This is a genomic window from Pantoea ananatis LMG 2665 (genome assembly GCF_000710035.2).
Lineage (GTDB): Bacteria > Pseudomonadota > Gammaproteobacteria > Enterobacterales > Enterobacteriaceae > Pantoea > Pantoea ananatis.
The window spans coordinates 286,047-307,658 of the sequence record NZ_JMJJ01000006.1 but is presented as its reverse complement, the minus strand read 5'-3'; the positions used below and the strand labels follow the sequence as shown (position 1 = coordinate 307,658).

Genomic DNA, 21,612 nt, shown 5'->3' with positions numbered 1-21,612 from the left:
GCCATCGTCAGAAAGCCAGGCCTGCATCAGCCTGTCATCCCGGACAGCGTCTGGGCAATAAATTGCGCTCTGGCGCCAAAAATAATTTGTATACCGTTATCGCCGACAAAAACCACGCCGCGTGCGCCAAGATTATTCAGCCCTTCACGGTCAACGTCATGGCTGTTGACGACTTCAAGCCGTAAGCGCGTGATACAGGCGCCCACCGAGCGGATGTTTTTCTCACCTCCCAGCAGGACGATGATTTCGCTAGCCAGCTCTGCATCGGTTTTATCATCGGTCGTCGCCGTGACGTCCGTTCGTCCCGGTGTTTTTACATTAAACCGACGAATAACGAAGCGGAAGGTGAAATAGTAAATCAATGCCATCGGTACGCCCACGATAACCGCGCTGAGATAGTGAGTCTGGTAACCGTTGAGCGAGGGCACAATGCCAAAGCTAATGTAGTCAATCAATCCGGCGGAAAAAGATTTAGCGATATGGGCATGCAGTAAATACATGGTCATATAGGCCAGGCCCGCCATGATGGCATTAAAGACATACAGCAGGGGCGCGACAAAGATAAAGGTAAACTCCACTGGCTCGGTGATGCCGGTCAAAAAGCAGGTCAACGCCGCTGAAAACAGGATACCGAACGCGATCTTTTTATTCCTGGTATGGGCTTCGTGGTACATCGCCAGACAGGCGGCAGGCAGGGCGAAAAGCATAAGCGGATACTCACCTTGCATAAACTTGCCCGCATTTTGGTAGCCGTTGCTGCTAAAGGATTTCACGCCTTCCTCCAGCATTTTGAACCAGATGGTTTGATCGCCATGAATCACCTGGCCGGTTTTGGTGACGTAATCACCGAAGGAGTACCAGAACGAGGGATACCAGATGTGGTGCAGGCCAAGCGGGATCAGGGCGCGCTCCACCAGCCCAAAAATAAAGGTGGAGGCCGCCTGATTATCGCCGTTGACGATCACCGAAAGTGCATCGATGCCCGCCTGAATATGTTGCCAGACATAGGGCATCAGCAGGCCGAGCAGAAAGGATAAAAATGCCGTCGCAATGGCAACAAAACGCTTACCCGAGAAGAAACCCAGGAACTCAGGGAGCTGCAGGGTATGGAAGCGGTTGTAGCACCAGGCGGCGAGGATGCCGCAGATAAGGCCGCCGAATACGCCCATCTGTAGCGTCGGAATGCCGACGACCATGGCATATTTTCCTCCCTGGGCCGCCATTTCCGGAGTGATATGCAGCATGGTGCCAATGGTGATGTTGGTGACAAAGACGGAAACCGCGGCGGAAAGTGCGGCTATCCCGGATTCGGCGGCCAGTCCCACAGCCGAGCCAATCGCAAACAGCATCGGCAGGTTATCAAAAATCACCCCACCGGCGTTCATCATCAGCGGTAACTCGAACTTATTACCAAATGCCAGGAGTAAGCCAGCGGCAGGCAGCAACGAAATAGGCAGCATGAGCGCCCGACCAATCATTGATAACTTCGATAACGATTTAACCAACCCTGATAGCAGTGTCATACCGAGTTTTCCCGATGTTGCGCCCCTATTGGCGTTTTTATTGTAAGTAGAACGTTTTAGTAGAACGTTCTACTTATCCTGCTGTAGGCGGTTTTTAGCTGCAACATAATTTTCACATTCATCGAAACGAAAAAGTTATTTTATGAGAGCGATCGCTAATTAACCGTTTAAGGGCGGGATGCCGCCAGCAGGGGCGAAACGATCGACGCCAGGCATCCCGTCAGGATTGGACTAGAGAAACGGCAAGGCAGACGCGGCTTATTCAGGTGCTGGCTCACCGTCATCAGTGGCTGCAAGATTGTAAATACTAATGAGAACCACTATCAATTCGATTGTTTTTTGCTATCATCGGCACTTCATTCCGCACCCATGTAGTAGATGAAGTTGGAGAAGCAGCGTGGTAGCCAGTGACTTAATGCAAGCAGACCTTTCCGTATGGGGCATGTACCAGCATGCCGATATCGTGGTAAAGGTGGTCATGATTGGTCTGTTATTGGCCTCGGTCGTGACCTGGGCAATTTTCTTCGGTAAATATGCTGAGCTGAGCGCGGCCAAACGTCGCCTCAAGCGCGAGCAGCTGGCGTTAGGTGAAGCCCGCAACCTGAATGATGCCGCGCGCGCTGCCCAGCAGTTCAAAACCGCCAGCCACAGTGCGGTACTTCTTAACGATGCGCAAAATGAGCTGGAACTTTCTGCTGGCGTTGAAGATACCGCTGGGATCAAAGAGCGTACCGCTTTCCGTCTTGAACGTCGGGTGGCTGCCTTCTGCCGTCACGCAGGCCGCGGTAACGGTTTCCTGGCCACGATTGGTTCGGTCGCGCCGTTTGTCGGCCTGTTCGGAACCGTCTGGGGCATCATGAACAGCTTCATTGGTATCGCCAAAACGCAAACCACGAATCTTGCCGTGGTTGCCCCCGGCATTGCCGAAGCCTTGCTGGCTACCGCTATTGGCCTGGTCGCCGCCATTCCGGCCGTGGTGATCTACAACGTGTTTGCCCGCATGATCGCCAACTACAAAGCCTCGCTGGGCGATGTGGCCGCGCAAATCATGCTGCTGCAAAGCCGCGATATCGACCTGGGAAACCTGGCCCAGCCTGACGTTAACCGCCCGGCAGCCGCACAAAAACTGCGTCTGGGGTAAGCGTTATGGCGATGCGATTAAACGACCAGGCCGAAACAGATGGCGAAATGCACGAAATCAACGTCACGCCGTTTATCGACGTGATGCTGGTGTTGTTGATCATCTTTATGGTTGCAGCGCCGCTGGCGACCGTTGATGTCCGTGTTAACCTTCCGGCTTCCACCAGTGCGCCCCAACCGCGTCCGGAAAAACCGGTTTACCTTTCGATCAAAGCCGACAAGCAGTTGTACGTGGGTAACGAGGTGGTGAATAAAGCGTCGTTGATCAACGTGCTGACCCAGCAGACGGAAGGCAACAAGGACACCACGATCTTCTTCCAGGCGGACAAGTCTGTCGATTATGAAACCCTGATGAGCGTGATGGACGAACTGCGCACGGCCGGGTATTTAAAAATCGGCTTGATGGGAATGGAAACGGTCAAGAAATAGCGATTGGAGCCGGTCGGGCTTTCCCGCTTAACGCTCAACGCATTCAGCCAACATTCGGGGCCTTCAGGCGTGGTAAACGCGCCTCGTCAATACGCTATCACGGCTAAAAAGCGCGCATTCCGCCGCGCTTTTTTTATGTCTGTTTTCACAGAATCTTCTTCTGCTCATTCCGCCTGATAACAGGCAAAGATGCTGCTGTAACTCTCCTGTTAATTTCTTGTTACGGAAACTTATAGACTTGTAAACTGCAATGGTGATCGGTGTCACATTAATCTGGCTTGTCGCAGGCTAAAACGGATAAAAAACCAAGGAAGCCGTGATGAACCCGAGTGAAACTTTACAAAAGCCGCCAGCCAGCGCGGCCAGAACCATTTTCAACGTTACCAGTGGTAACTTCCTTGAGATGTACGATTTCATGGTGTTTGGCTACTACGCCACGGCCATCGCCAAAACCTTCTTTCCCGGTGACGATCCGTTCTCTTCCCTGATGCTGACGTTGATGACCTTCGGTGCAGGCTTCCTGATGCGTCCGCTGGGGGCCATTATTCTGGGGGCTTACATCGACCACCATGGTCGTCGCAAAGGGCTACTGTTAACGCTTGGCCTGATGGCGCTGGGCACGCTCACGATTGCACTGGTACCGGGTTATGCCACGCTGGGCGCGGCGGCACCGGTTCTGATTCTGCTGGGGCGTTTGCTGCAGGGCTTTTCAGCCGGTGTGGAACTGGGTGGCGTGTCGGTCTATCTGGCCGAAGTCGCACCGAAAGGCCGCAAAGGCTTCTTTGTCAGCTGGCAATCCGGAAGTCAGCAGATTGCGGTGATATTCGCTGCGCTGCTGGGACTGGGTCTGAACCATCTGCTTTCTCATGATGACGTCACCGAGTGGGGCTGGCGCATTCCCTTCGTGGTGGGCTGCCTGATCGTGCCCTTCCTGTTTTATATCCGCCGTATGCTGGAAGAAACCGAAGCCTTCAGTCAGCGTAAACACCACCCGGCCATGACCGAAATTATGCGTTCGGTGGCCAGCAACTGGGCGCTGGTGCTGGCAGGTATGCTGATGGTCGTCACTACCACCGTGATGTTCTATATGATTACCGCCTTTACGCCCACCTTCGGCAAAACGGTGTTGATGATGAGCGACACCCAGGCGTTTATGGTGACGCTGTTTGTCGGGATTTCGAACCTGTTCTGGCTACCGGTGATGGGCGCGCTCTCCGATCGCATTGGTCGTCGCCCGCTGCTGCTGACGTTTACCGTGCTGATGATTGCCACCGCCTGGCCGGTGCTGCACTGGATGGTGGGCTCGCCCAGCTTCGCGCATCTGGTCGAGGCGGAATTATGGCTCTCCTTCCTCTACGCAAGCTATAACGGCGCCATGGTGGTTTATCTGGCGGAAATTATGCCAGCGGAAGTGCGCGCCGCGGGCTTCTCTATGGCCTACAGCCTGGCAACGGCGCTGTTTGGCGGCTTTACGCCAGCAGTATCCAGCTATCTGATTCACGCCACAGGTGACAAGGCGATGCCGGGCGCGTGGCTGACCTTTGCGGCCGTCTGTGGCCTGTTTGGTACGCTGCTCATTGGTCGCATGGTTAAGCAGTATCGCGCTCGTCACGGCAGCACGCCGGTCAGCACATCCCTTTAAAACGCAATATCCACCACCACGCTGTCGCTGTAGTTTCCCGCAGGCGGCGTGTTTTGCGTGGTGAGGACGCGCGCAGTGTAGTTATAGCTGCGCGTCAGTCCATCGGTGCTGACGGTATTGGCCGCCGCACTGCCCACCCGTTCTGTGCCACTCGGCCCCCAGCGATCGCTACTGGTTCCTTTATAGATTTCGTAACTCAAACGATTGGTTCCGCTCGCCATATTCCGCACGCTGCCTGATGCGTTGTTGCCATTGCTTAAGCCCACGGTATAGGTACTGCCTTTACTGCATAACACACTGATGGTTTGCGAAATTGCCCCAAAGCTGGCGACCAGCGGCGCGCTGCCAAAGCTAATGTTGGGGGCGGTAATCGCTGTACAGTCATTGCTCAGAACGACGGTCACGGTAATGGGGATCACGCCGCTGCCGGTCTGCGGGGTCAGACAAGCGCCTAGGGCGGAAACAGAGGTGCAGATGTTATAGGTGACGGTCATGTTCAGGGTGAGCGTATAGCTGCCCGCCGCCACGGTTTGCCCGGCGACGGTGCGTAAATACACCGGAATCGCGAAGTTCAGGCTGCCGAGTAATCCCGCCAGGTTGATCAATGTGGCCGAGTTATACACAAAAGCCGATCCGCCAATGGTCAGCTCATTAGCGCAGGCGCTGTCGGTACACAGCCGCACCGGAATATTGTCGCTACCGGTATCGCCGCTTCGCTTGAGCGTGCCGCGCGTGCCGTTGGTGTTGCTGGCGCTGGTCAGCTGAAACGTAATCTGATTGTTACTCAGCAGAGTCAGGGCCGTGCCTGATCCGCAGTTAACGTTAGCGTTGGTGGAGGTCGTGCTGACGCTGGTATTGGCAACAAACGTGGTTTGTGTGCCAAAGCTGGCGCTGGACGCGGGAAGGGTACAGGCGGCATAGCCCAGCGAGGGTAGCAGCAGCAGGCAAAGCAGCATCAGGTTTTTCATGGTGTTATTCCGGCTGTCGCGTTTTCAGGGTTGGGTACCGGTGCGCCGTCGGGCAGCGGCGGCAGGGGACAGGTCAGCGGACCGTAGGTTTTCAATGCCTGCGGCTGGCCACCCGCCAGGGTCAGTTCGGTTTTACAGGTTCGGCCGTCAGGCGCGATGACCTTAATTGGGTTGTGTTCGCTGAGATCGTCCAGCCAGGCGATACCGTCCCAGCCAACGTAGCCCGTTGCCTGGCCGGGACGGATCACCTGGCTGGATACCGGCAACGGCTGGTTATGGCTGTCATACAGAATCACGCTGGCGGCGCGTAAACGCTCAACCGGAAAATTCAGCAAAAATCCACTCTGGCGCTTCACGGCAAAACGCTGCTCGACTTTGGGCGTGGTCATGTCGGCGGGCAGGTCGAGCGTATCGATATCGTATTTGGCCGCGTAATAGCTGCTGATGGAGGGCACCAGCAGATAGCCCTTGCTGTCGGTACGTCCCATCGACTGGTTTTCATAGCGGACATTGACGTCCGGGTAGTTGGTTTTCACCACCACAAAGGCATCATTGATCGTGTTTGCGGCAAAGGCCTGGTTATCCATTAACACCAGCGCGCCGGATAAATCTGCCCACTGAGTAGTGTTGTCATCATCCCCGTAGAATCCGCCAGACGTATCGATTTTATTGTTACGGTAGCGCAGGCTGCCCTGCCGGTAATCACCGCTATTCCCGCCCTGGTTGGCCCAGGAGGCGTCCCAGGCAAAACCGCCGTCGCTGGGCATGGCGCGGGACAGATAAGCCCGTTGATTGTGTCGACCTTGCTGATCGCGCTCAACGCTCAGTGAGGCATTGCTGTTTTCACCAAACGGAATGACCAGCGAGACGGCGCCGCTCCATTCGCCCTGTTGCCTGTCACGGCTGGCGGAAACGTACAGGCTGGCATTGCCCCACAGGTTTTTACTCCAGGAGAGGTTCCACAGGCTGGTGCGCTGGTTATCGCCGCCGGAAATATCAATATAGGCTGCACCCAGGCTGCCATAACGGTTGAGCGATATGCTGGCGCTGTACTGCGCCGTTCGCCGCGCCAGGCTGTAACGGTAATCCGAACCGCCGTTGCGCTGGTTGCTCAGCAGGGCCAGATTACCAAAGCCGGCATTGCGCACCTGGTGCTGCGTACCCAGGCTAAAGCGACTGTTGTTGTACTGATAGCCCCAGCTGTACTGCGCGCCAGACTGCCCGTCCATTTGACTCTGCGCGGCTGCGCCATTGATCACGCCCCAACTGCCCACTTTAAACTGCGCGCCTGCTCCGCCCATGCCCAAGTGGTTACTGCCCTCCCCATGGGTTTCCAGGGTGAGCCAGTCTGTCATGCCATAGCGCCATGAGCCGCTCATCGCCGCCGCACCGTAATCCGCGTTTTTAATGCCGTAGTTTTGCCGCATCGCACCGGCGGAAAAGGCGTAATCGGACAGGCCCGGCTTAAGCAGATTACTGGAAACATAAAACGGCAGCGTGGTGACCACCTGACGCCCGACGGCATCCGTGGTGGTAATCACCGCGTTGCCCGCGCCGTTTACAAAGGGCACGTTCGTGAGCGACCAGGGACCGGGCTGAACGTTGGCCTGAGTGGAGCGGTAGCCGTTAACAAACAGATCGACCGTTGAGGGCACCGCCGCCTGACCGGAAAACGCGGGCAGGGGATAGGTCACCAGATCCGGACGTACGCTGAAGTCCCGCGCAACCTGAATGCCGCCAAGCCGGACGCTGCTGGTCCATGCCAGCGCATCGGTCGTGAGGTCGCCGACCCGCCAGCTCAGGATGGCGTTTTCGTTTTCATTGCTCCACCAGGTGTCGTAGCGGATATAGCCATCATCCTGGTAGCGATTTTGTCCTTCCAGCTGCTGTTGCCAGACGCCGTTGCTGGAGATGTGTCCGGCATCACCAAACAGGCGCAGTTCGTTCCAGGCCGCCAGACGTGTACCCGCAACGTCGGTGCGCGTGGCGTAGAGATCGTAATTTATCAGCGCCCCAGGGCTGACGCGTCCGGGAAAGCGCGGTCCGGTGTTGCTCTCACCAATCGTCTGTTCGGGCAGCCAGCCGGGCGGTACCGTCAGCAGCAGGCGCTGGCGACGATCGTCATAGTCCACTTTCACCTCTGCGAGCTGATTAACATCAACCTGTTGTTGTCCCTGATACTTTTCCGGCGGGATCCCCGCACGCTGCAGATCGCCTGCTCGCACCAGAAAGTGACCGTTTTGTTGCTCTGCCGGCACGATATCGCCCCGTGCCTGCTGATTCACCACCAGCTCTAACATGTAGCGCTGACCGGCGGCGCTGTTGTCCACGGCGGGCGGCGGCGGGAGCGACGTAAAGGTTTCAGCCCAGACAGAACCGGGTGTCAGGCAGCACAGCCCCGCGATAGCCAGCGCAACGGGATGCGGCGAAAACGACATCATTACACTTTACTGAGCCGCAGCGCTGCGCCACTGCCCGTGGTTGGTTTCTGCGCGCAGTTCACCGCTGACCGCGGCTCTCAGAGGAAAACGCTGGGTGCTGTTAGCCAGCACATAACCGTAAAGTCCGTTTCCGAGTCGCTGACCGCCCACGGTGACATTACTGAGACGTGCGTGGCCGTTACCGCGATTAGTCAGCTCCAGATAACGCTGACCGCCAGTGTTGACCTGGCGCCAGCTCAGTACAGATTTGGCGTCATCGCGAACCAGTCCGTTGCCGTAGACAAACAGGGGAACTGAATAGCGCATCTGAAAATTCAGTCCGGCCTGATTATCGCCGACCGACCGTGGGGTGGGGATCTCATCCAGCACGACGCGGTAGGCCATCTCTTTTCCTGCCACGGGCGGAACTTGTTTAATCAGGCGAACGAGCTGCTTTTGCCCGGGTTCGATGCGTATCAGCGGCGGGCTGGCGACAACCTGCTGCTGGGTCTGATACTGCTCCTGATTGTGCGTCTGCTGCCAGGCGAAGATGCGCACCTGCATCAGGGTGGTGCTGCTGCCACGGTTTTCCAGCCACAGCTCGCTGGCTTTTTCCTCCGGGTTAATCGCCGGATCGATGGGCCAAATCATGACGGAGTTAGCGCCCTGAGCCTGAGGCAACAGCAGAAATGTGAACAGAAAAAACAGGGCGCGCAGGGATGGCATGGTAAAGCTCCTTTGTCCTTTTATCACCAGGTCAGCGTGACGCTGAGGGTGTCCGAATAAACCCCGGCGCGCGTCGGGCCGGGTAACTGCAGCGAGCCATATATTGGTAACGTGATGTTATTCGCATTGCTGTAGCTCAACGGCACTGCCGTGTTCACCGGAATCGGCGTGGTACGTGCAGCATTGCTGTAGAGGTAATAGGGAACCGTGTTGGTGTTGTTAGCCAGCTTCAGATTACGGGTCGAGGTATAGTTACTGCCGCCATTGATGGTCATGCTCAGCGTGGTGCCCGGTGTGCAGGCAAGGTTAATCGTGGAACTTTGTACATAGCTGGCGCTAACGCTGTTCGTGGCCAGCCCCGACTGGGTACCAAAATTAAGCGTGCCAAAGATCCCCGTATTCGTGCCTGAGACCACGCAACCCGCAACGATTGACGCTGACACCTGGAATGTGGTGGAGCTGGTCGTGATGCCCCACCCATTACCACTCACCCACAGCAGCAGCCCGCCAACGGTGACCGAAACAGGTGACCACTTTGCCGTCATCTGTAGCTACTCAAACACGAGCACTCAATAGTTCACGGCGACGTTAATCGTATCGGTGTAAGTCCCGGCCGGTATCACAGGGTTAAAACCGCCGCCCACGACGCGCCCGTAGATGGCGTAATTGGTACCAAGCGTCGGATCGGTGGTGCCGCTGGGGGCAATATTGGTGTTATTTGCGATGGCGGTGCTAAAGGAGGCGTCGCTATAGAGGGTATAAGCGATACCCTGGGTATTATCCGCCCCCAGCACCAGGTAGCGTGGAGCGGATGACACGGTGCCGTAGACGGTTCCCGGTGCCGCATTGCTGCTGGTCACCTGGACGTTAAAGGTTTGACCGGTTGTGCAGCGCACGTAGATACCGTTACCCGCCGCGCCCACTAAGGTGGCATTCAGGGTATCGAAGGTCGCGGCACTGCTGCCAAAGTTTAACGAACCGAAATTTACGCCAGTGGTGGCGGACTGCCCGTTCACCAGACAACCCGTGGTTAATGTTAGCGTCGCGTTAATCGCACCCGTGGTGGTGGCAGCAAACGTCGCGGAAGGCAGCGCCGTAGTCAACCCGACAACGAACAGAAAAAGCTTGAATTTCATAACCATTCCTTACCGATTATTGAGGATCAGTGCTTTTTCACCTGATGGCGTAATACAGAAAAACCAGAAAAATTAGAATCTTGCTGTAAGTTATTAGCATCCTGCCAGTGTTTTGACGATAACCGCGTCATCGGGTTGATCGTTTTATATTAGTTTTTTTTACTATACATCAGCTTATGCGCTGTGGCGAAACTCCGCGTAAAAATTTTTATTATTTTGTTACATCAGCCCCCTTCATCTGCCTCGCCCGTTAATGCATGAAAATAAAAAAGGCGAAACTGCCGGCCCTCTATCCCACTTTCGGTTTCGATGATATGTTTTCGCACCGGTCTGAAACGCTCACCGAAACGCTTCGGTTACGGGCGAACGTCAAGGATAATATTGGGGTGTTTTCGCCTGTTAACTTGTTGAAAAAGTCTCGTTTTTAGGTGGCTCTATGTCACTGAGACGCATGGGCGGATAGCGGAGAAGGGAAAGCGGCACCCCAGCCGTCCGGGCAAAATCGCGCTGCATGACTATCATGTATTTTGCCTGTAAAGAGGATTGATTGATCCTGACGCTCGGAAGCATCGATATCTTCTATTAAAAAAGCCTAAGTTAGTATTTTTCTGCGCCGATAAACGGTAAACAAGGCAAAAGATCTTTTTCAACTCCATTATTACAGCTGCGTATTCGGCGCTGTTCGGAAAACCCTATGTTAGTGGCCTCTTATAACGCATTTATTGTCGTCATTTCGGTATTGGTGGCGATGCTGGCTTCATTTACTGCGCTGGATATGGCGGGACGCGTGGCAACCTCAACCGGTAAAGTGGCGCTCGTATGGCTGCTTGGCGGCGGCTTTGCCATGGGCATCGGCATCTGGGCAATGCACTTCATCGGCATGCTGTCTATGGATCTGGACATGATGATGAGTTACGACGCCCGGCTGACGGCACTGTCTGCCGGTATTGCGGTGTGCGCCTCAATATTCGCGCTGTGGCTGGTCTGTCACGGGGAGTTGCCTCTGCCGCGCTTAGCCGGCGGAGCCATCGTGCTGGGCTCCGGCATTGTAGCCATGCACTATACCGGCATGGCCGCGCTGATGCTGTCGCAGGGGATCGTCTGGAACTGGGGCTGGGTGCTGATATCGGTGATCATTGCGCTGGCTGCCTCCGTTGCCGCACTGTGGCTGGCATTTAAACTACGGGAAGGGCATGAGGGACGCGTCGCGACTCTGCGAGTGTGCGCCTCGGTGGTGATGGGCGCCGCGATTGCCGGCATGCACTACACCGGCATGATGGCGGCTGAATTCCCTGCGGGCAGCCATAGCATGGACGCTGGCGTTAACAGCAACTGGTTAGCCATGGTTGTGACCGTGGTGACCCTTGCCATTCTCGGCATTACGCTACTGGTTTCCATGCTGGATGCGCGTATGCAGGCCCGAACGTCGATCCTGGCCAGTTCGCTGGCGGAAGCCAATCGTGAGCTGGCACAGCTGGCGCTGCACGATAACCTGACCCGACTGCCCAACCGTATTCTGTTGGAAGATCGTCTTGAACAGGCCATTAACAAAGCCAACCGGGAGTGCAGTCAGTTTGCCCTGATGTTCATGGATCTTGATGGGTTTAAAGCGGTAAACGATGCTTTTGGTCACCATATTGGCGACAGTCTGCTGATCAGCGTGACGGAAAGGATGAGTGAGCAGATGAAAGGCTACTACACCCTGGCGCGGCTGGGTGGCGATGAGTTTGTTCTGCTGATTGAAATTACCGAACCGAACGATGCGGCAGCGGTGGCCGATCAACTGGTGAAAGCCATCGATCGCCCGTTCTCCATTTCCCGTTACGATCTGGTGGTGTCGTTAAGCATTGGTATCGTGGTGTATCCCGGCGATGGCGAGGATGAACGCGAGCTAATGTTTAATGCCGATGCTGCGATGTATCACACTAAAAACAACGGTCGAAACGGTTACACCTTCTTCCAGCCGTCCATGAATATCCTGGCGCAGAGCCAGCTACAGCTTAATAACGACCTGTGGCATGCGCTGGATAACGATGAGCTGCGCCTGTATTACCAGCCAAAATTCTGTGCCCCGCATGGCCCGATTCTGGGCTTCGAGGCGCTGCTGCGCTGGCAGCATCCAAGGCACGGCTTACTGTCGCCGGACTGCTTTCTGCCGATGGCGGAAAAAACCGGCATGATAGTCAATATTGGTAACTGGGTAATTAATGAGGCCTGCCGCCAACTGCACCAGTGGCACCTGCAGGGCCATCCTGAGTGGTCGGTGGCGGTAAACCTGTCGGCGATGCAGTTTGAGCAGAGTAACCTGGTCGATACCGTTAAGCAGGCGCTGGCGCTGCACCATATTCCGGCCGCGCAGCTAACGCTGGAGGTGACCGAAACCACGGCCATGCGCAATCCTGATGATAGTGTGCGCATTCTGACCGAACTCACCGAACTGGGCGTCAAAGCGTCGATCGATGACTTTGGTACTGGCTATTCCAGCCTGCTGTATCTCAAACGTCTGCCGGCCAGCGAGCTGAAAATCGATCGGGCCTTCGTGAACGAACTTCAGCATCAGTCAGAAGATGCCACCATTGTGTCGGCGATCGTTGCGCTGGCGCAGTCACTGCATTTAAAAGTGGTAGCCGAAGGCGTCGAAACGCCTGAACAGCAGGCGTTTCTTACCGATCTTGGCTGCAACACTCTGCAGGGATATCTGCTCGGTCGCCCCCTTCCACCGGAGCGGATTGAAGAGATGGACGTGTTTGCCCGCGCAGAAACAGACAAACCCGCTGAACTGGAGTGTTAGCGCCACGGCTTTTTTTGTTACAGATGTTCAACATGCTAAAGTGACGCCTCAGCATCAGGAGCAACATGCCGTGGCGAAATATCAGCGATTAATGGACGACATTCAGCAGCAAATAGAAGCCGGTATCTGGCCCCCAGGCACCCGACTGCCTTCGCTGCGCCAGCAGGTCGCCCGGCAGGGGGTGAGCCTGATGACCGTGCTGCATGCCTATGAATTGCTGGAAAGTCAGGGATGGATCGTCTCGCGTCCGCAGTCCGGCTATTACGTGGCGCCGCGGGCGCTGGCGGCCGCGCCGCTCAGCGTGGCCATTAGCGAGCGGGTAGATATCAACGACTTTGTCTTCGACATCCTGCAGGCCACGCGCGATCCGGCCATCGTGCCGTTTGGTTCAGCGTTTCCCGATCCGGCTTTGTTTCCCCAGCGCCAGCTTATGCGCTCGCTGGCGAACGTTTCCCACCAGCTGACGCCTACCGATGCGTTACATAACCTGCCGCCTGGCAATGCGACGCTGCGCCAGCTGCTGGCCCAGCGCTACGCCCGCCAGGGCATGACCTTATCGCCCGATGAAATCGTCATCACCAGCGGTGCGCTGGAGGCGCTGAACCTCAGTCTGCAGTCCCTGACCGAACCCGGCGACTATGTCGTGATTGAGCAGCCCAGCTTTTATGGCGCACTCCAGGCGATTGAACGGCTTAAGCTCAAGGCGCTGGCTATTCCGAGCGATGCCCAGAACGGCATTGATTTACAGCAGCTTGAGGATGCGCTTCAGCGCTGGCCGGTGAAGGCCTGCTGGCTGATGACGACCCTGCAAAATCCGTTAGGCGTTACCTTGACGCCCGCGCGTAAACAGCAGCTGGTGGCGTTACTGGCCCGTCATCAGGTGCCGCTTATTGAAGACGATGTGTACGCAGAGCTGTGGGACGAACGCGCACCGCCCCTGCCGGCCAAAGCCTGGGACCGCGAGGGCAACGTGCTGCACTGTGGATCATTTTCAAAATCACTGGTGGCGGGATTTCGGGTGGGTTGGGTGGCGGCAGGTCAGCATGCACAGCGCATTCAACGTCTGCAGCTGATGAGCACGCTTTCTACCAGCGCACCGATGCAGCTGGCGCTGGCCGATTTTCTGGCAACCCGCCGCTACGATAATCATCTGAAACGGCTGCGGCAAAGCCTGGTCAAGCGCCAGCAGCTGGCCCGCCAGGCACTGATAAAGGTTCTGCCTGCGCAGTCAACGGTAAGTGACGCGGCGGGGGGATATTTTTTATGGGTCACGCTGCCGGACAGCATCAACACCACGCAGCTTTACCAGCGGGCGCTGGCGAAAGGCATCAGTATTGCGCCGGGGCAGATGTTTGCTGCAGGTGAACAGTTCAGCCACTGTTTCCGGCTCAATACCGCCTGGCCCTGGGATTCACGGGCCGAGGCGGCAGTCGTTACGCTGGGTGAAATTATGGCGGAAATGGCCGGCGATTAAACCTGCGCGGCCTGGCGATGTCCCCATGTCAGGTAGTAAACGTCGTAAAAGTCCACTTCGCCTTTCTGTTTCAGCAAACGATCAATCCCTGTTTTCACGCGCTCTGGCGCATCTGGTAAAGACATAATGCGCGAGACCGCCTGTTCAGGCACCGGCTGCACGTAATACCATTCGCCGTTGTAGCAAACCCGCAGGTCCAGCGCATCGATATCTTCGAAGCGGTATTTGGGATTGATGTCCAGCAACATCAGAAAGCTCATCACCAGCACAAAAGCGGTGGCAAACCAAAACGCCGGCCAGCCCAGCATCTCAGTGGAAAAAATCAGAGCCACGCACAGGCCGTAGCACAGGTACATCACCGCCCACAGCCCGGGATGCTTTTTCAAAAAAGAGAAGCTGAAACGCGGCAGGTTATCGCGGCGTTCTTCACGGTTGAGCGTATTAATTTCGTCGATCAAGATCTGTTTAATGGCGTCCATCGTTCCCCTCACTTTCAACTGATAGCAATTAGAACAGATAACAGTCAAGCCGTTCAGACACAGATGACGCCATTTTTTATATAACAGTTTCGCTTTCACGCACGGACTGTGCCGCCACGATGTTCAGGGCGCGCGGTGCCAACTGGGTGAAATAGTCGACAGCAGGCCGCAACAGTGCCTCATCGGGATTAAAAGCTGGATGATGCAGGCCAAACGCGCTGGCACTGCCGATATTCACAAAGGCGCCCGGTACCTGCTGCAGATAAAAAGCAAAATCTTCCCCGCCCATCAGCGGCGTTGCAGCCTCTTCCGCGCAATAGCCGCTTTGGGCGGCCTGGTCCAGCGCAACCTCTGCCCATTCTGGCGTATTGATCAGGGCAGGCGGCCCTGCTATCCACTCCAGTTCTGCCCGCGCGCCGAAGCCTGCTGCGAGGCCCTGAATCAGCGTGGTCATACGCTCAGGTATCTGCTGACGTAGCGCTGCATTATGGGTGCGGACCGTGCCTTCCAGCTCTACCTGCTGCGGGAGGACATTCCAGGTGTTCCCCGCCGTAAAACGCGTGACGCTCAAAACGACTGTGTCCAGAGCGCTAAACACCCGCGCAGGCAGCGTCTGTAGGGCGGTGACGATGTGGCTTGCAATGACGATAGCGTCAATACCCTCCTGAGGCCGTGCGGCATGGGCGCCCTTGCCATGCACCCGAATCGTAAAGCGGTCAACGTTGGCGTAAAACGCGCCTGGCCGGGTTCGCAGCGTGCCCAGCGGCAAATCGGGCGCGTTATGCATGCCGAAGATGGCCTTTACGCCGTTCAGCGCGCCTGCGGCAAGCAGCTGGCTGGCCCCTTCAAACGTCTCTTCTGCGGGCTGAAAAAGAAGCCGCACGCGGCCCGGCAGCGTGGCTTCGCGTTGCTTAAGCTGATGTGCCACGCCGAGCATCACCGCGGTATGAATATCGTGCCCGCAGGCGTGCATTACGCCTGACCGCTGGGATTGCCAGGGTACGTTCACCCCTTCATCGATGGGAAGGGCATCAATGTCGGCGCGAAAGGCGATCAACGGTTCTCCCTGGCCGATTTCCGCCACCACGCCGGTCTTCAACGGCAGGGGCAGCAAACGAATGTCACCCTGCTTTAACCAGCGTGTAATACGTTCCGTGGTGGCAAACTCCTGATGAGAGAGTTCGGGATGCTGGTGCAATTCCCGACGCCACTGCACCAGCTGTTCCGTTAATAATGACGTCATGAGTCTCCTTATTTAAACAGGCCAACGCCTTATCTGAGGCTGCTGACGGGTGATTAAAGATGATTCGGTTGCCAGGGGTAATCGCGTAATAACGTCGGGGCGTTTTCATGGGTAAATAAAACCGGCGCACCGGCAGGTTGATTATTATCTCGCGACACATGATGGCGGGGGGATAACGCGCTGTCAGAGGCTGAGCCCGCCCGCGCCGTCTGCGCTTTTACTGCGCTGTGCTGGCAGTCTGAACCCTGTTTACCTGAAAAGAGACGGTGTAATAACATGCTGAATTTTGCCATGCTTTTCTTGCCTTGAGATCGTGAGTTTGATGAATCATCATCAGGCGAGATCTTTCGCGGATAAAATAAGGAATTAATCAAAGCTTAGTTAAAATACGCAAATGGTGATTGAGCGATTTTTTACTCTTCTCCGCGATCATGTTTTACGCGCGGAAATAATAATCTCCTCGGTTAATTACTTTATTATTTAAATTCTATTGCCGTTTTTTAACTTCATATTCTCATATTTATTGTTTTACGAAATATATCCTCATCGCCACACTGGCCCATAACGGAAATGAGTGAGGACAGGTGAATGGCATATCAGTTAAGTCTGTTAGACAAAGCCCCCGTAGCGGAAGGTGAAACACCGGCGGCGTCGCTCCAGCGCACGTTGCAGCTGGCGAAACAGGCTGAAAAATGGGGCTATCACCGCTTTTGGCTGGCTGAACACCACAATATTGAGCAGCTGGCGAGCCCGTCACCTGAGGTGTTGATTGCCTGGCTGGTGGCGCAAACTCAACATATTCGTATCGGCTCTGGCGGGGTGATGCTGCAGCACTACAGCCCCTACAAAGTGGCAGAAAACTTTAATTTACTGGCGTCGCTGGCGCCGGGAAGGATCGATCTGGGCATCGGTAAAGCACCGGGCGGCCTGCCGCTTTCAACTCGGGCACTGCAGCTTGGGGTCCACCAGGACGAAAAGGGCAGTTTTGACGAACAGCTTAGGCAACTGGACAGCTGGCTGAAGCCTGAGACAGGACCGCGGGACGATGACGAAGCCGTGCGCGCGACGCCGTTACCGGCCCGTCCGGCTCAGCGGTTTCTGTTAGGCGGGAGCGAAGAGAGTGCACGGCTGGCGGCCCGGCTGGGCTGGCAGTTCGTGTTTGCCGCGCATATCAACGGCGATCGTCAGCTTCTGGCGCGATCTCTGCGGGCCTATTCACAACAGGCTCAGGGCAAACGGGCGCTGGTGGCGGTGCAGGTGGTCGTAGCTGACTCGCCCGCCGAGGCCGAGCTGCTGGTGGCCGATCTCAGGCATTTTCACGTGCAGGTCAAAAACGGGCCAGGCGTGAACGTCGCCAGCCTGGAACAGGCGGAGCGTTATGTTCGTCAGGGCGGCTTTACGGACTACCTGATTGAGCCTCGTACGCCGTCCCTGTTGAAAGGCACCGCTTCACAGGTCCACGCCCAACTGGAGGCCCTGCAGCGCAACTTTAGCATTGACGAGTTTGTTATCGACACGCCGATTGCCGATCCCCGCGCGCGTTACCGATCGCTGGAGCTACTGGCCACCCATCAGTGGGTCGCCGCCTGAGCACGATGTGTTAGCCGAGGTAAACCATGAGTCTGAACGAAGCACAGTTAATTGAATGGCGACGTGAATTACATACCTGGCCTGAACTCTCCGGCCAGGAGTTTGCGACGACCGCGCGGTTACGCCAGTGGCTTCAGAATGCCGGCATTCGCTTGCTGGATTATCCACTGGAAACCGGCGTGGTCGCGGAAATCGGCAGCGGTGAAAACCTGATTGCACTGCGTGCCGATATTGATGCGCTGCCTATCCACGAGGCCAGCGGCGTCAGTTTTCACTCTCGCCAGCCGGGAGTCATGCACGCCTGCGGCCACGATTTACACAGTGCCGTGATGCTTGGGGCGGCGCTCGAACTGCAGGCTCAGCAACATCAGCTTCGTGGACGGGTGCGTATTTTATTTCAGCCAGCCGAAGAGATTGCGTGCGGTGCCAGGCAGTTTATTCAGGCTGGCGTGCTGGATCAGGTACAGGCCATTTTTGGCATGCATAACGAGCCAGGCTTGCCGAGCGGGACCTTCGCCACGCGTGGTGGGGCGTTTTATGCCAATGCCGACAAGTTTGTTATCCACGTGACAGGTAAGGGCGCGCACGCTGCGCATCCCGAGCAGGGCGTTGATGCCATCGTGGTCGCCAGCCAGATCATTCAGGCACTGCAGGCGCTGACCAGTCGCAGCTTTAATGCGCTCGATAGCCTGGTGCTCAGTATCACCCGCGTTGACGGCGGCAAGACCTGGAACGTGCTGCCGGAAACGGTGGAGTTTGGCGGTACGGCCCGCACCCACGATCTGCAACTGCGGGCGGAACTGGAAAAACGTGTTCGCACGCTGGTGGAGAACATCGCCCTGGCGAATGGCGCTCAGGCCAGTCTGCACTGGCATGCCGGACCGCCCGTACTGGTTAACGACGCGGACTGGGCGCAGTTCAGCAGTGAGGTGGCTCGCCAGGTAGGCTATCGGGTTCAGACTGCCGATCTACACCTGGGTGGGGAAGATTTCGCCTTCTACCTCCAGCAGGTGCCGGGCGCGTTTGTCAGCATTGGCAGCGCCAGCGACTTTGGCCTGCATCATGCCGGTTTCACCCCCGACGAAGCTTCGATAGCGCCCGCCGCTCACTATTTTGCGCAACTCGCCCGGCAGGCATTGCACCATCTTCACGACCGATGTCGTGAACCCGCCCTGAATTGATTTCAACCGCCTGAAGTGCCTGTGTGGCTGTCCCGGACAGCTGCCTGGCATCCTGATGCACAAAAGAGAGCACATCATGACCACAAGACAGCTTCGACTGGGCACCATTCTGCATGGCGCCTCTGGAAACATGTCGGCCTGGCGCCACCCGGCAGCCCAGGCAGATGCCAGCATTAACCTTGACTACGCGAAAAAAATCGCGCGTAAAGCGGAGCAGGGCAAACTGGATTTTCTGTTTGTCGCCGACGGCTTATTTATCAACGAAAAATCGATTCCCCACTTTCTGAACCGGTTCGAACCCTTAACGCTGCTGTCGGCTCTGGCTGGCGTCACCGAACATCTGGGGCTGGTAGGCACCGTCTCCACCTCATATAGCGAGCCCTTTACCGTGGCGCGCCAGTTCGCCAGCCTGGATCACCTGAGCGGCGGACGTGCGGGCTGGAACGTGGTCACTTCTCCGCTGGAAGGGTCGGCGAAGAACTTTTCTCGCCAGCAGCACCCTGAACATGCCTTGCGTTACCGTATTGCCGACGAATATCTGCAGGTGGTGAAAGGGCTGTGGGATTCATGGGAACAGGATGCCTTTGTTCGCAATAAAGAGAGTGGTCAGTTTTTCGATCCCGCGAAGCTGCACACGCTTAACCATCACGGCGACTTCTTTCAGGTGCAGGGACCGCTCAATATTTCCCGCACGCCGCAGGGCCGACCGGTCATTTTTCAGGCAGGTGCCTCGGAGGACGGCAAAAAGCTGGCGGCGCGTCATGCCGATGCCATTTTTACGCATCAGCCAACGCGAGAAGAAGCCCAGGCTTTTTACCGGGATGTTAAAGCGCAATTGGTGAAAAACGGCCGTCAGCCACAGGATCTGCATATTTTTCAGGGCGTAAGCGTGATTGTCGGCAGAGATGCAGAGGAGGTGGAGCAGCAATATCAAACCACCGCCGCGCTGGTTTCCATCCAGGATGCGCTCAACTATCTCGGTCGCTTCTTCGACCATCACGATTTTTCACAGTATCCACTCGATGCGCCTTTTCCCGATCTCGGTGATATTGGCCAGAACAGTTTCCGCAGTACCACCGACGAGATTAAACGCAAAGCCCGCGAGCAGGGGCACACGCTGCGTCAGGCGGCGCTGGAAGCGGCCACGCCACGTCCGCTGTTTCATGGCACACCGGAGCTGGTCGCCGACGGCCTGCAACTGTGGTTTGAAAGCCAGGCGGCAGACGGTTTCATCATCAACGGCGGTACGCCTGATACCTTTGAGCGTTTTGTTGACCAGGTGGTGCCCGTCTTGCAGGCGCGCGGGTTAGCGCGACGTGACTACCCGGGCCGAACGCTGCGTGACAGCTTTGCCTTGCCACAGCCGGTTAATCAATTCACCTCACAATAAGAGCCTTTGCTATGCATAAAACGAGTTTTATCGCCTTGCTGATGCTTAGCGTCAGCGGTGGCAGCCTGGCGGAAAGCACCAGTGTCGCCGTAAATGGCCAGCGCGTCAGTCTTGAGGCCAACAAAGCCCCGATCCACACGCCGAAAAATGCCAGCGCGGTGGCGCAGCTGCCCGCCAACTATCATTTTGCCGTACCGGGCGCGTTGACCGTGGCGGTAGCGGCGTTGAATTCCCCGCCGCTCACTGTTTTTTCGGATGACAATAAAACGCTGCTGGGTAGCGAAGTCGATATCGCCAGGCTGGTGGCCGACAGCCTGGGGCTGAGGCTCAACGTGGTGCCGGCCTCCTGGGAAGACTGGCCGCTCGGCGTGGCCTCGGGAAAATATGATGCCGCCATTACCAACATCACCGTGACGAAGGCGCGCAAAGAGAAGTTTGATTTTGCGACCTACCGTAAAGACTCGCTGGGGTTTTACGTCAAAACCAGCAGCCCAATCCAGTCGCTGACTAAAGCCGAGGATATTGCCGGACTGCGCATCATTGTGGGTTCTGGAACCAATCAGGAGGCGATTTTACTCGCCTGGGATAAAGAAAATCAGGCCAGGGGCCTTAAGCCTTTCACGCCGATTTACACCAAAGATGACGCCGCCCAGACGCTGGCGCTGCAGGCCGGACGAGCGGATGCGTACTTTGGCCCTAACGTGATCGGTGCCTGGAAAGCCGCGCTCAACGGCAAAACCCGCCTGGTCGGCAGCGTTGATGGGGGCTGGCCGAAAGCCGCGCACATTGCCGTCACGGTAAAAAAAGGCAGTGGGTTAGCTGAACCGATCAGCACCGCCCTGAACGGCGTCATTCAAAATGGTGACTATCAGAAGGTGCTGGATCGCTGGGGCGAGGGCGTTGAACGCATCGACCATTCCGAGATTAATCCACCGGGTCTGGGTGACTAAGGAGCGCATGATGAGTGAACTGCAATTCCGCGAGCTGTCACCGGATGCGCCGGAGCTGGTGCCCATCCTGACCGGTTTATTCGGTGAATATGCGGCCCGCTATGGCGATTATTTCAGCCGCCATCAGGAACAGGAGCAGGCCGAATGGTATCTGCCGCCGCACGGCTTATTTATTGTGCTGGAGCGCGACGGCGAGATTATCGCCATGGGCGCGTATAAACCTTACGACGCGCACACGGCAGAGCTGAAGCGCATCTGGACGCGTGGCGACCTGCGCCGTCAGGGGCTGGCGCTGGTGGTGCTAAAAGAGCTGGAGCGACGGGCGCTGCGCGCCGGTTATCAGCGCCTGTTTCTGACCACCGGTTTCCGCCAGCCCGAGGCGGTGCGCTTATATACCGGCCACGGCTATGAGCCGCAGTTCGATCTGAGTGGCGATCTGGAGCGTTTCGGACAGCCACCGCACGATGGACGCTTACGCTTCATCAAAGTCATCGACGTGCACAGCGTTGCGCAGGCAAGTTAAGGAGCGA

Annotated in this window: 19 protein-coding genes; 10 read left to right on the top strand and 9 right to left on the bottom strand. The window is 56.7% G+C overall.

What is annotated here, in order from left to right:
* Positions 1–26: 26 nt before the first annotated feature.
* Positions 27–1,523, bottom strand: a complete 1,497-nt coding sequence (locus tag EL29_RS14915) for a PTS transporter subunit EIIC (RefSeq protein ID WP_013027208.1) — start codon at positions 1,521–1,523, stop codon at positions 27–29.
* A 415-nt stretch (positions 1,524–1,938) separates the two neighbouring features.
* Between EL29_RS14915 and exbB the strand changes: the two genes are divergently transcribed.
* From exbB to tcuC, 3 genes are all read left to right on the top strand, one after another.
* Positions 1,939–2,664, top strand: coding sequence for a tol-pal system-associated acyl-CoA thioesterase (gene exbB, locus EL29_RS14910; RefSeq protein WP_014594615.1), 726 nt, complete (start codon positions 1,939–1,941; stop codon positions 2,662–2,664).
* A 5-nt stretch (positions 2,665–2,669) separates the two neighbouring features.
* Positions 2,670–3,092, top strand: coding sequence for a TonB system transport protein ExbD (gene exbD, locus EL29_RS14905; RefSeq protein WP_013027206.1), 423 nt, complete (start codon positions 2,670–2,672; stop codon positions 3,090–3,092).
* 319 nt (positions 3,093–3,411) lie between these two features.
* Positions 3,412–4,734, top strand: coding sequence for an MFS transporter (tcuC, locus tag EL29_RS14900; RefSeq protein WP_015699511.1), 1,323 nt, complete (start codon positions 3,412–3,414; stop codon positions 4,732–4,734).
* On the opposite strand, the gene EL29_RS14895 is transcribed toward tcuC, so the two are convergent.
* From EL29_RS14895 to EL29_RS14875, 5 genes are read right to left on the bottom strand one after another with little or no spacing between them, the layout of a single operon-like run.
* Positions 4,731–5,702 carry a Csu type fimbrial protein gene (locus EL29_RS14895; protein WP_014605046.1) on the bottom strand — a complete coding sequence of 324 codons (972 nt, stop codon included), beginning with the start codon at positions 5,700–5,702 and terminating at the stop codon, positions 4,731–4,733. The two genes, tcuC and EL29_RS14895, sit on opposite strands and share 4 nt — an antisense overlap.
* Positions 5,699–8,143 carry a fimbria/pilus outer membrane usher protein gene (locus tag EL29_RS14890; protein ID WP_028715802.1) on the bottom strand — a complete coding sequence of 815 codons (2,445 nt, stop codon included), beginning with the start codon at positions 8,141–8,143 and terminating at the stop codon, positions 5,699–5,701. Before EL29_RS14890 ends, EL29_RS14895 begins: the two co-directional genes overlap by 4 nt.
* A 6-nt stretch (positions 8,144–8,149) precedes the next feature.
* Positions 8,150–8,848: a fimbrial biogenesis chaperone gene (locus EL29_RS14885; protein WP_028715801.1), complete on the bottom strand. Its 699-nt coding sequence runs from the start codon at positions 8,846–8,848 to the stop codon at positions 8,150–8,152.
* A 23-nt stretch (positions 8,849–8,871) separates the two neighbouring features.
* Complete coding sequence (locus EL29_RS14880) at positions 8,872–9,393, bottom strand: Csu type fimbrial protein (RefSeq protein WP_013027201.1); 522 nt, start codon at positions 9,391–9,393, stop codon at positions 8,872–8,874.
* A gap of 24 nt (positions 9,394–9,417) precedes the next feature.
* On the bottom strand, positions 9,418–9,984 hold the full coding sequence (locus EL29_RS14875; protein ID WP_014594610.1) for a spore coat protein U domain-containing protein: 567 nt from the start codon (positions 9,982–9,984) through the stop codon (positions 9,418–9,420).
* A gap of 694 nt (positions 9,985–10,678) precedes the next feature.
* Between EL29_RS14875 and EL29_RS14870 the strand changes: the two genes are divergently transcribed.
* Complete coding sequence (locus EL29_RS14870) at positions 10,679–12,775, top strand: putative bifunctional diguanylate cyclase/phosphodiesterase (RefSeq protein ID WP_022623167.1); 2,097 nt, start codon at positions 10,679–10,681, stop codon at positions 12,773–12,775.
* A 70-nt stretch (positions 12,776–12,845) separates the two neighbouring features.
* Positions 12,846–14,249: an aminotransferase-like domain-containing protein gene (locus EL29_RS14865; protein ID WP_024471042.1), complete on the top strand. Its 1,404-nt coding sequence runs from the start codon at positions 12,846–12,848 to the stop codon at positions 14,247–14,249.
* Here the strand turns inward: EL29_RS14865 and EL29_RS14860 are convergent.
* The 3 genes from EL29_RS14860 to EL29_RS14850 form a co-directional block, all read right to left on the bottom strand.
* Positions 14,246–14,728: a YlaC family protein gene (locus EL29_RS14860; RefSeq protein ID WP_014594608.1), complete on the bottom strand. Its 483-nt coding sequence runs from the start codon at positions 14,726–14,728 to the stop codon at positions 14,246–14,248. The two genes, EL29_RS14865 and EL29_RS14860, sit on opposite strands and share 4 nt — an antisense overlap.
* A 76-nt stretch (positions 14,729–14,804) precedes the next feature.
* Complete coding sequence (locus tag EL29_RS14855; RefSeq protein ID WP_013027197.1) at positions 14,805–15,971, bottom strand: amidohydrolase; 1,167 nt, start codon at positions 15,969–15,971, stop codon at positions 14,805–14,807.
* 53 nt (positions 15,972–16,024) lie between these two features.
* Positions 16,025–16,264, bottom strand: coding sequence for a hypothetical protein (locus tag EL29_RS14850; protein WP_028715800.1), 240 nt, complete (start codon positions 16,262–16,264; stop codon positions 16,025–16,027).
* A 295-nt stretch (positions 16,265–16,559) separates the two neighbouring features.
* On the opposite strand from EL29_RS14850, the gene EL29_RS14845 reads away from it, so the two are divergent.
* From EL29_RS14845 to EL29_RS14825, 5 genes are all read left to right on the top strand, one after another.
* Positions 16,560–17,561 carry an LLM class flavin-dependent oxidoreductase gene (locus EL29_RS14845; RefSeq protein WP_019104825.1) on the top strand — a complete coding sequence of 334 codons (1,002 nt, stop codon included), beginning with the start codon at positions 16,560–16,562 and terminating at the stop codon, positions 17,559–17,561.
* A 26-nt stretch (positions 17,562–17,587) separates the two neighbouring features.
* Positions 17,588–18,742, top strand: a complete 1,155-nt coding sequence (locus EL29_RS14840) for an amidohydrolase (protein ID WP_019104824.1) — start codon at positions 17,588–17,590, stop codon at positions 18,740–18,742.
* Positions 18,743–18,818: 76 nt separating this feature from the next.
* Positions 18,819–20,132 carry an LLM class flavin-dependent oxidoreductase gene (locus EL29_RS14835; RefSeq protein ID WP_033766210.1) on the top strand — a complete coding sequence of 438 codons (1,314 nt, stop codon included), beginning with the start codon at positions 18,819–18,821 and terminating at the stop codon, positions 20,130–20,132.
* 11 nt (positions 20,133–20,143) lie between these two features.
* A complete protein-coding gene (locus EL29_RS14830) occupies positions 20,144–21,082 on the top strand; it encodes an ABC transporter substrate-binding protein (RefSeq protein ID WP_014594604.1) in 939 nt (312 codons plus the stop codon).
* Positions 21,083–21,092: 10 nt separating this feature from the next.
* Positions 21,093–21,605, top strand: a complete 513-nt coding sequence (locus tag EL29_RS14825) for a GNAT family N-acetyltransferase (RefSeq protein WP_014605056.1) — start codon at positions 21,093–21,095, stop codon at positions 21,603–21,605.
* Positions 21,606–21,612 lie beyond the last annotated feature (7 nt).

Excerpts from the sequence above, each read along its gene's own strand:
- EL29_RS14915 (WP_013027208.1), bottom strand. The coding sequence starts at position 1,523 with ATGACACTGCTATCAGGGTTGGTTAAATCGTTATCGAAGTTATCAATG.
- exbB (WP_014594615.1), top strand. The coding sequence starts at position 1,939 with ATGCAAGCAGACCTTTCCGTATGGGGCATGTACCAGCATGCCGATATC.
- exbD (WP_013027206.1), top strand. The coding sequence starts at position 2,670 with ATGGCGATGCGATTAAACGACCAGGCCGAAACAGATGGCGAAATGCAC.
- tcuC (WP_015699511.1), top strand. The coding sequence starts at position 3,412 with ATGAACCCGAGTGAAACTTTACAAAAGCCGCCAGCCAGCGCGGCCAGA.
- EL29_RS14895 (WP_014605046.1), bottom strand. The coding sequence starts at position 5,702 with ATGAAAAACCTGATGCTGCTTTGCCTGCTGCTGCTACCCTCGCTGGGC.
- EL29_RS14890 (WP_028715802.1), bottom strand. The coding sequence starts at position 8,143 with ATGATGTCGTTTTCGCCGCATCCCGTTGCGCTGGCTATCGCGGGGCTG.
- EL29_RS14885 (WP_028715801.1), bottom strand. The coding sequence starts at position 8,848 with ATGCCATCCCTGCGCGCCCTGTTTTTTCTGTTCACATTTCTGCTGTTG.
- EL29_RS14880 (WP_013027201.1), bottom strand. The coding sequence starts at position 9,393 with ATGACGGCAAAGTGGTCACCTGTTTCGGTCACCGTTGGCGGGCTGCTG.
- EL29_RS14875 (WP_014594610.1), bottom strand. The coding sequence starts at position 9,984 with ATGAAATTCAAGCTTTTTCTGTTCGTTGTCGGGTTGACTACGGCGCTG.
- EL29_RS14870 (WP_022623167.1), top strand. The coding sequence starts at position 10,679 with ATGTTAGTGGCCTCTTATAACGCATTTATTGTCGTCATTTCGGTATTG.
- EL29_RS14860 (WP_014594608.1), bottom strand. The coding sequence starts at position 14,728 with ATGGACGCCATTAAACAGATCTTGATCGACGAAATTAATACGCTCAAC.
- EL29_RS14855 (WP_013027197.1), bottom strand. The coding sequence starts at position 15,971 with ATGACGTCATTATTAACGGAACAGCTGGTGCAGTGGCGTCGGGAATTG.
- EL29_RS14850 (WP_028715800.1), bottom strand. The coding sequence starts at position 16,264 with ATGGCAAAATTCAGCATGTTATTACACCGTCTCTTTTCAGGTAAACAG.
- EL29_RS14845 (WP_019104825.1), top strand. The coding sequence starts at position 16,560 with ATGGCATATCAGTTAAGTCTGTTAGACAAAGCCCCCGTAGCGGAAGGT.
- EL29_RS14840 (WP_019104824.1), top strand. The coding sequence starts at position 17,588 with ATGAGTCTGAACGAAGCACAGTTAATTGAATGGCGACGTGAATTACAT.
- EL29_RS14835 (WP_033766210.1), top strand. The coding sequence starts at position 18,819 with ATGACCACAAGACAGCTTCGACTGGGCACCATTCTGCATGGCGCCTCT.
- EL29_RS14830 (WP_014594604.1), top strand. The coding sequence starts at position 20,144 with ATGCATAAAACGAGTTTTATCGCCTTGCTGATGCTTAGCGTCAGCGGT.
- EL29_RS14825 (WP_014605056.1), top strand. The coding sequence starts at position 21,093 with ATGAGTGAACTGCAATTCCGCGAGCTGTCACCGGATGCGCCGGAGCTG.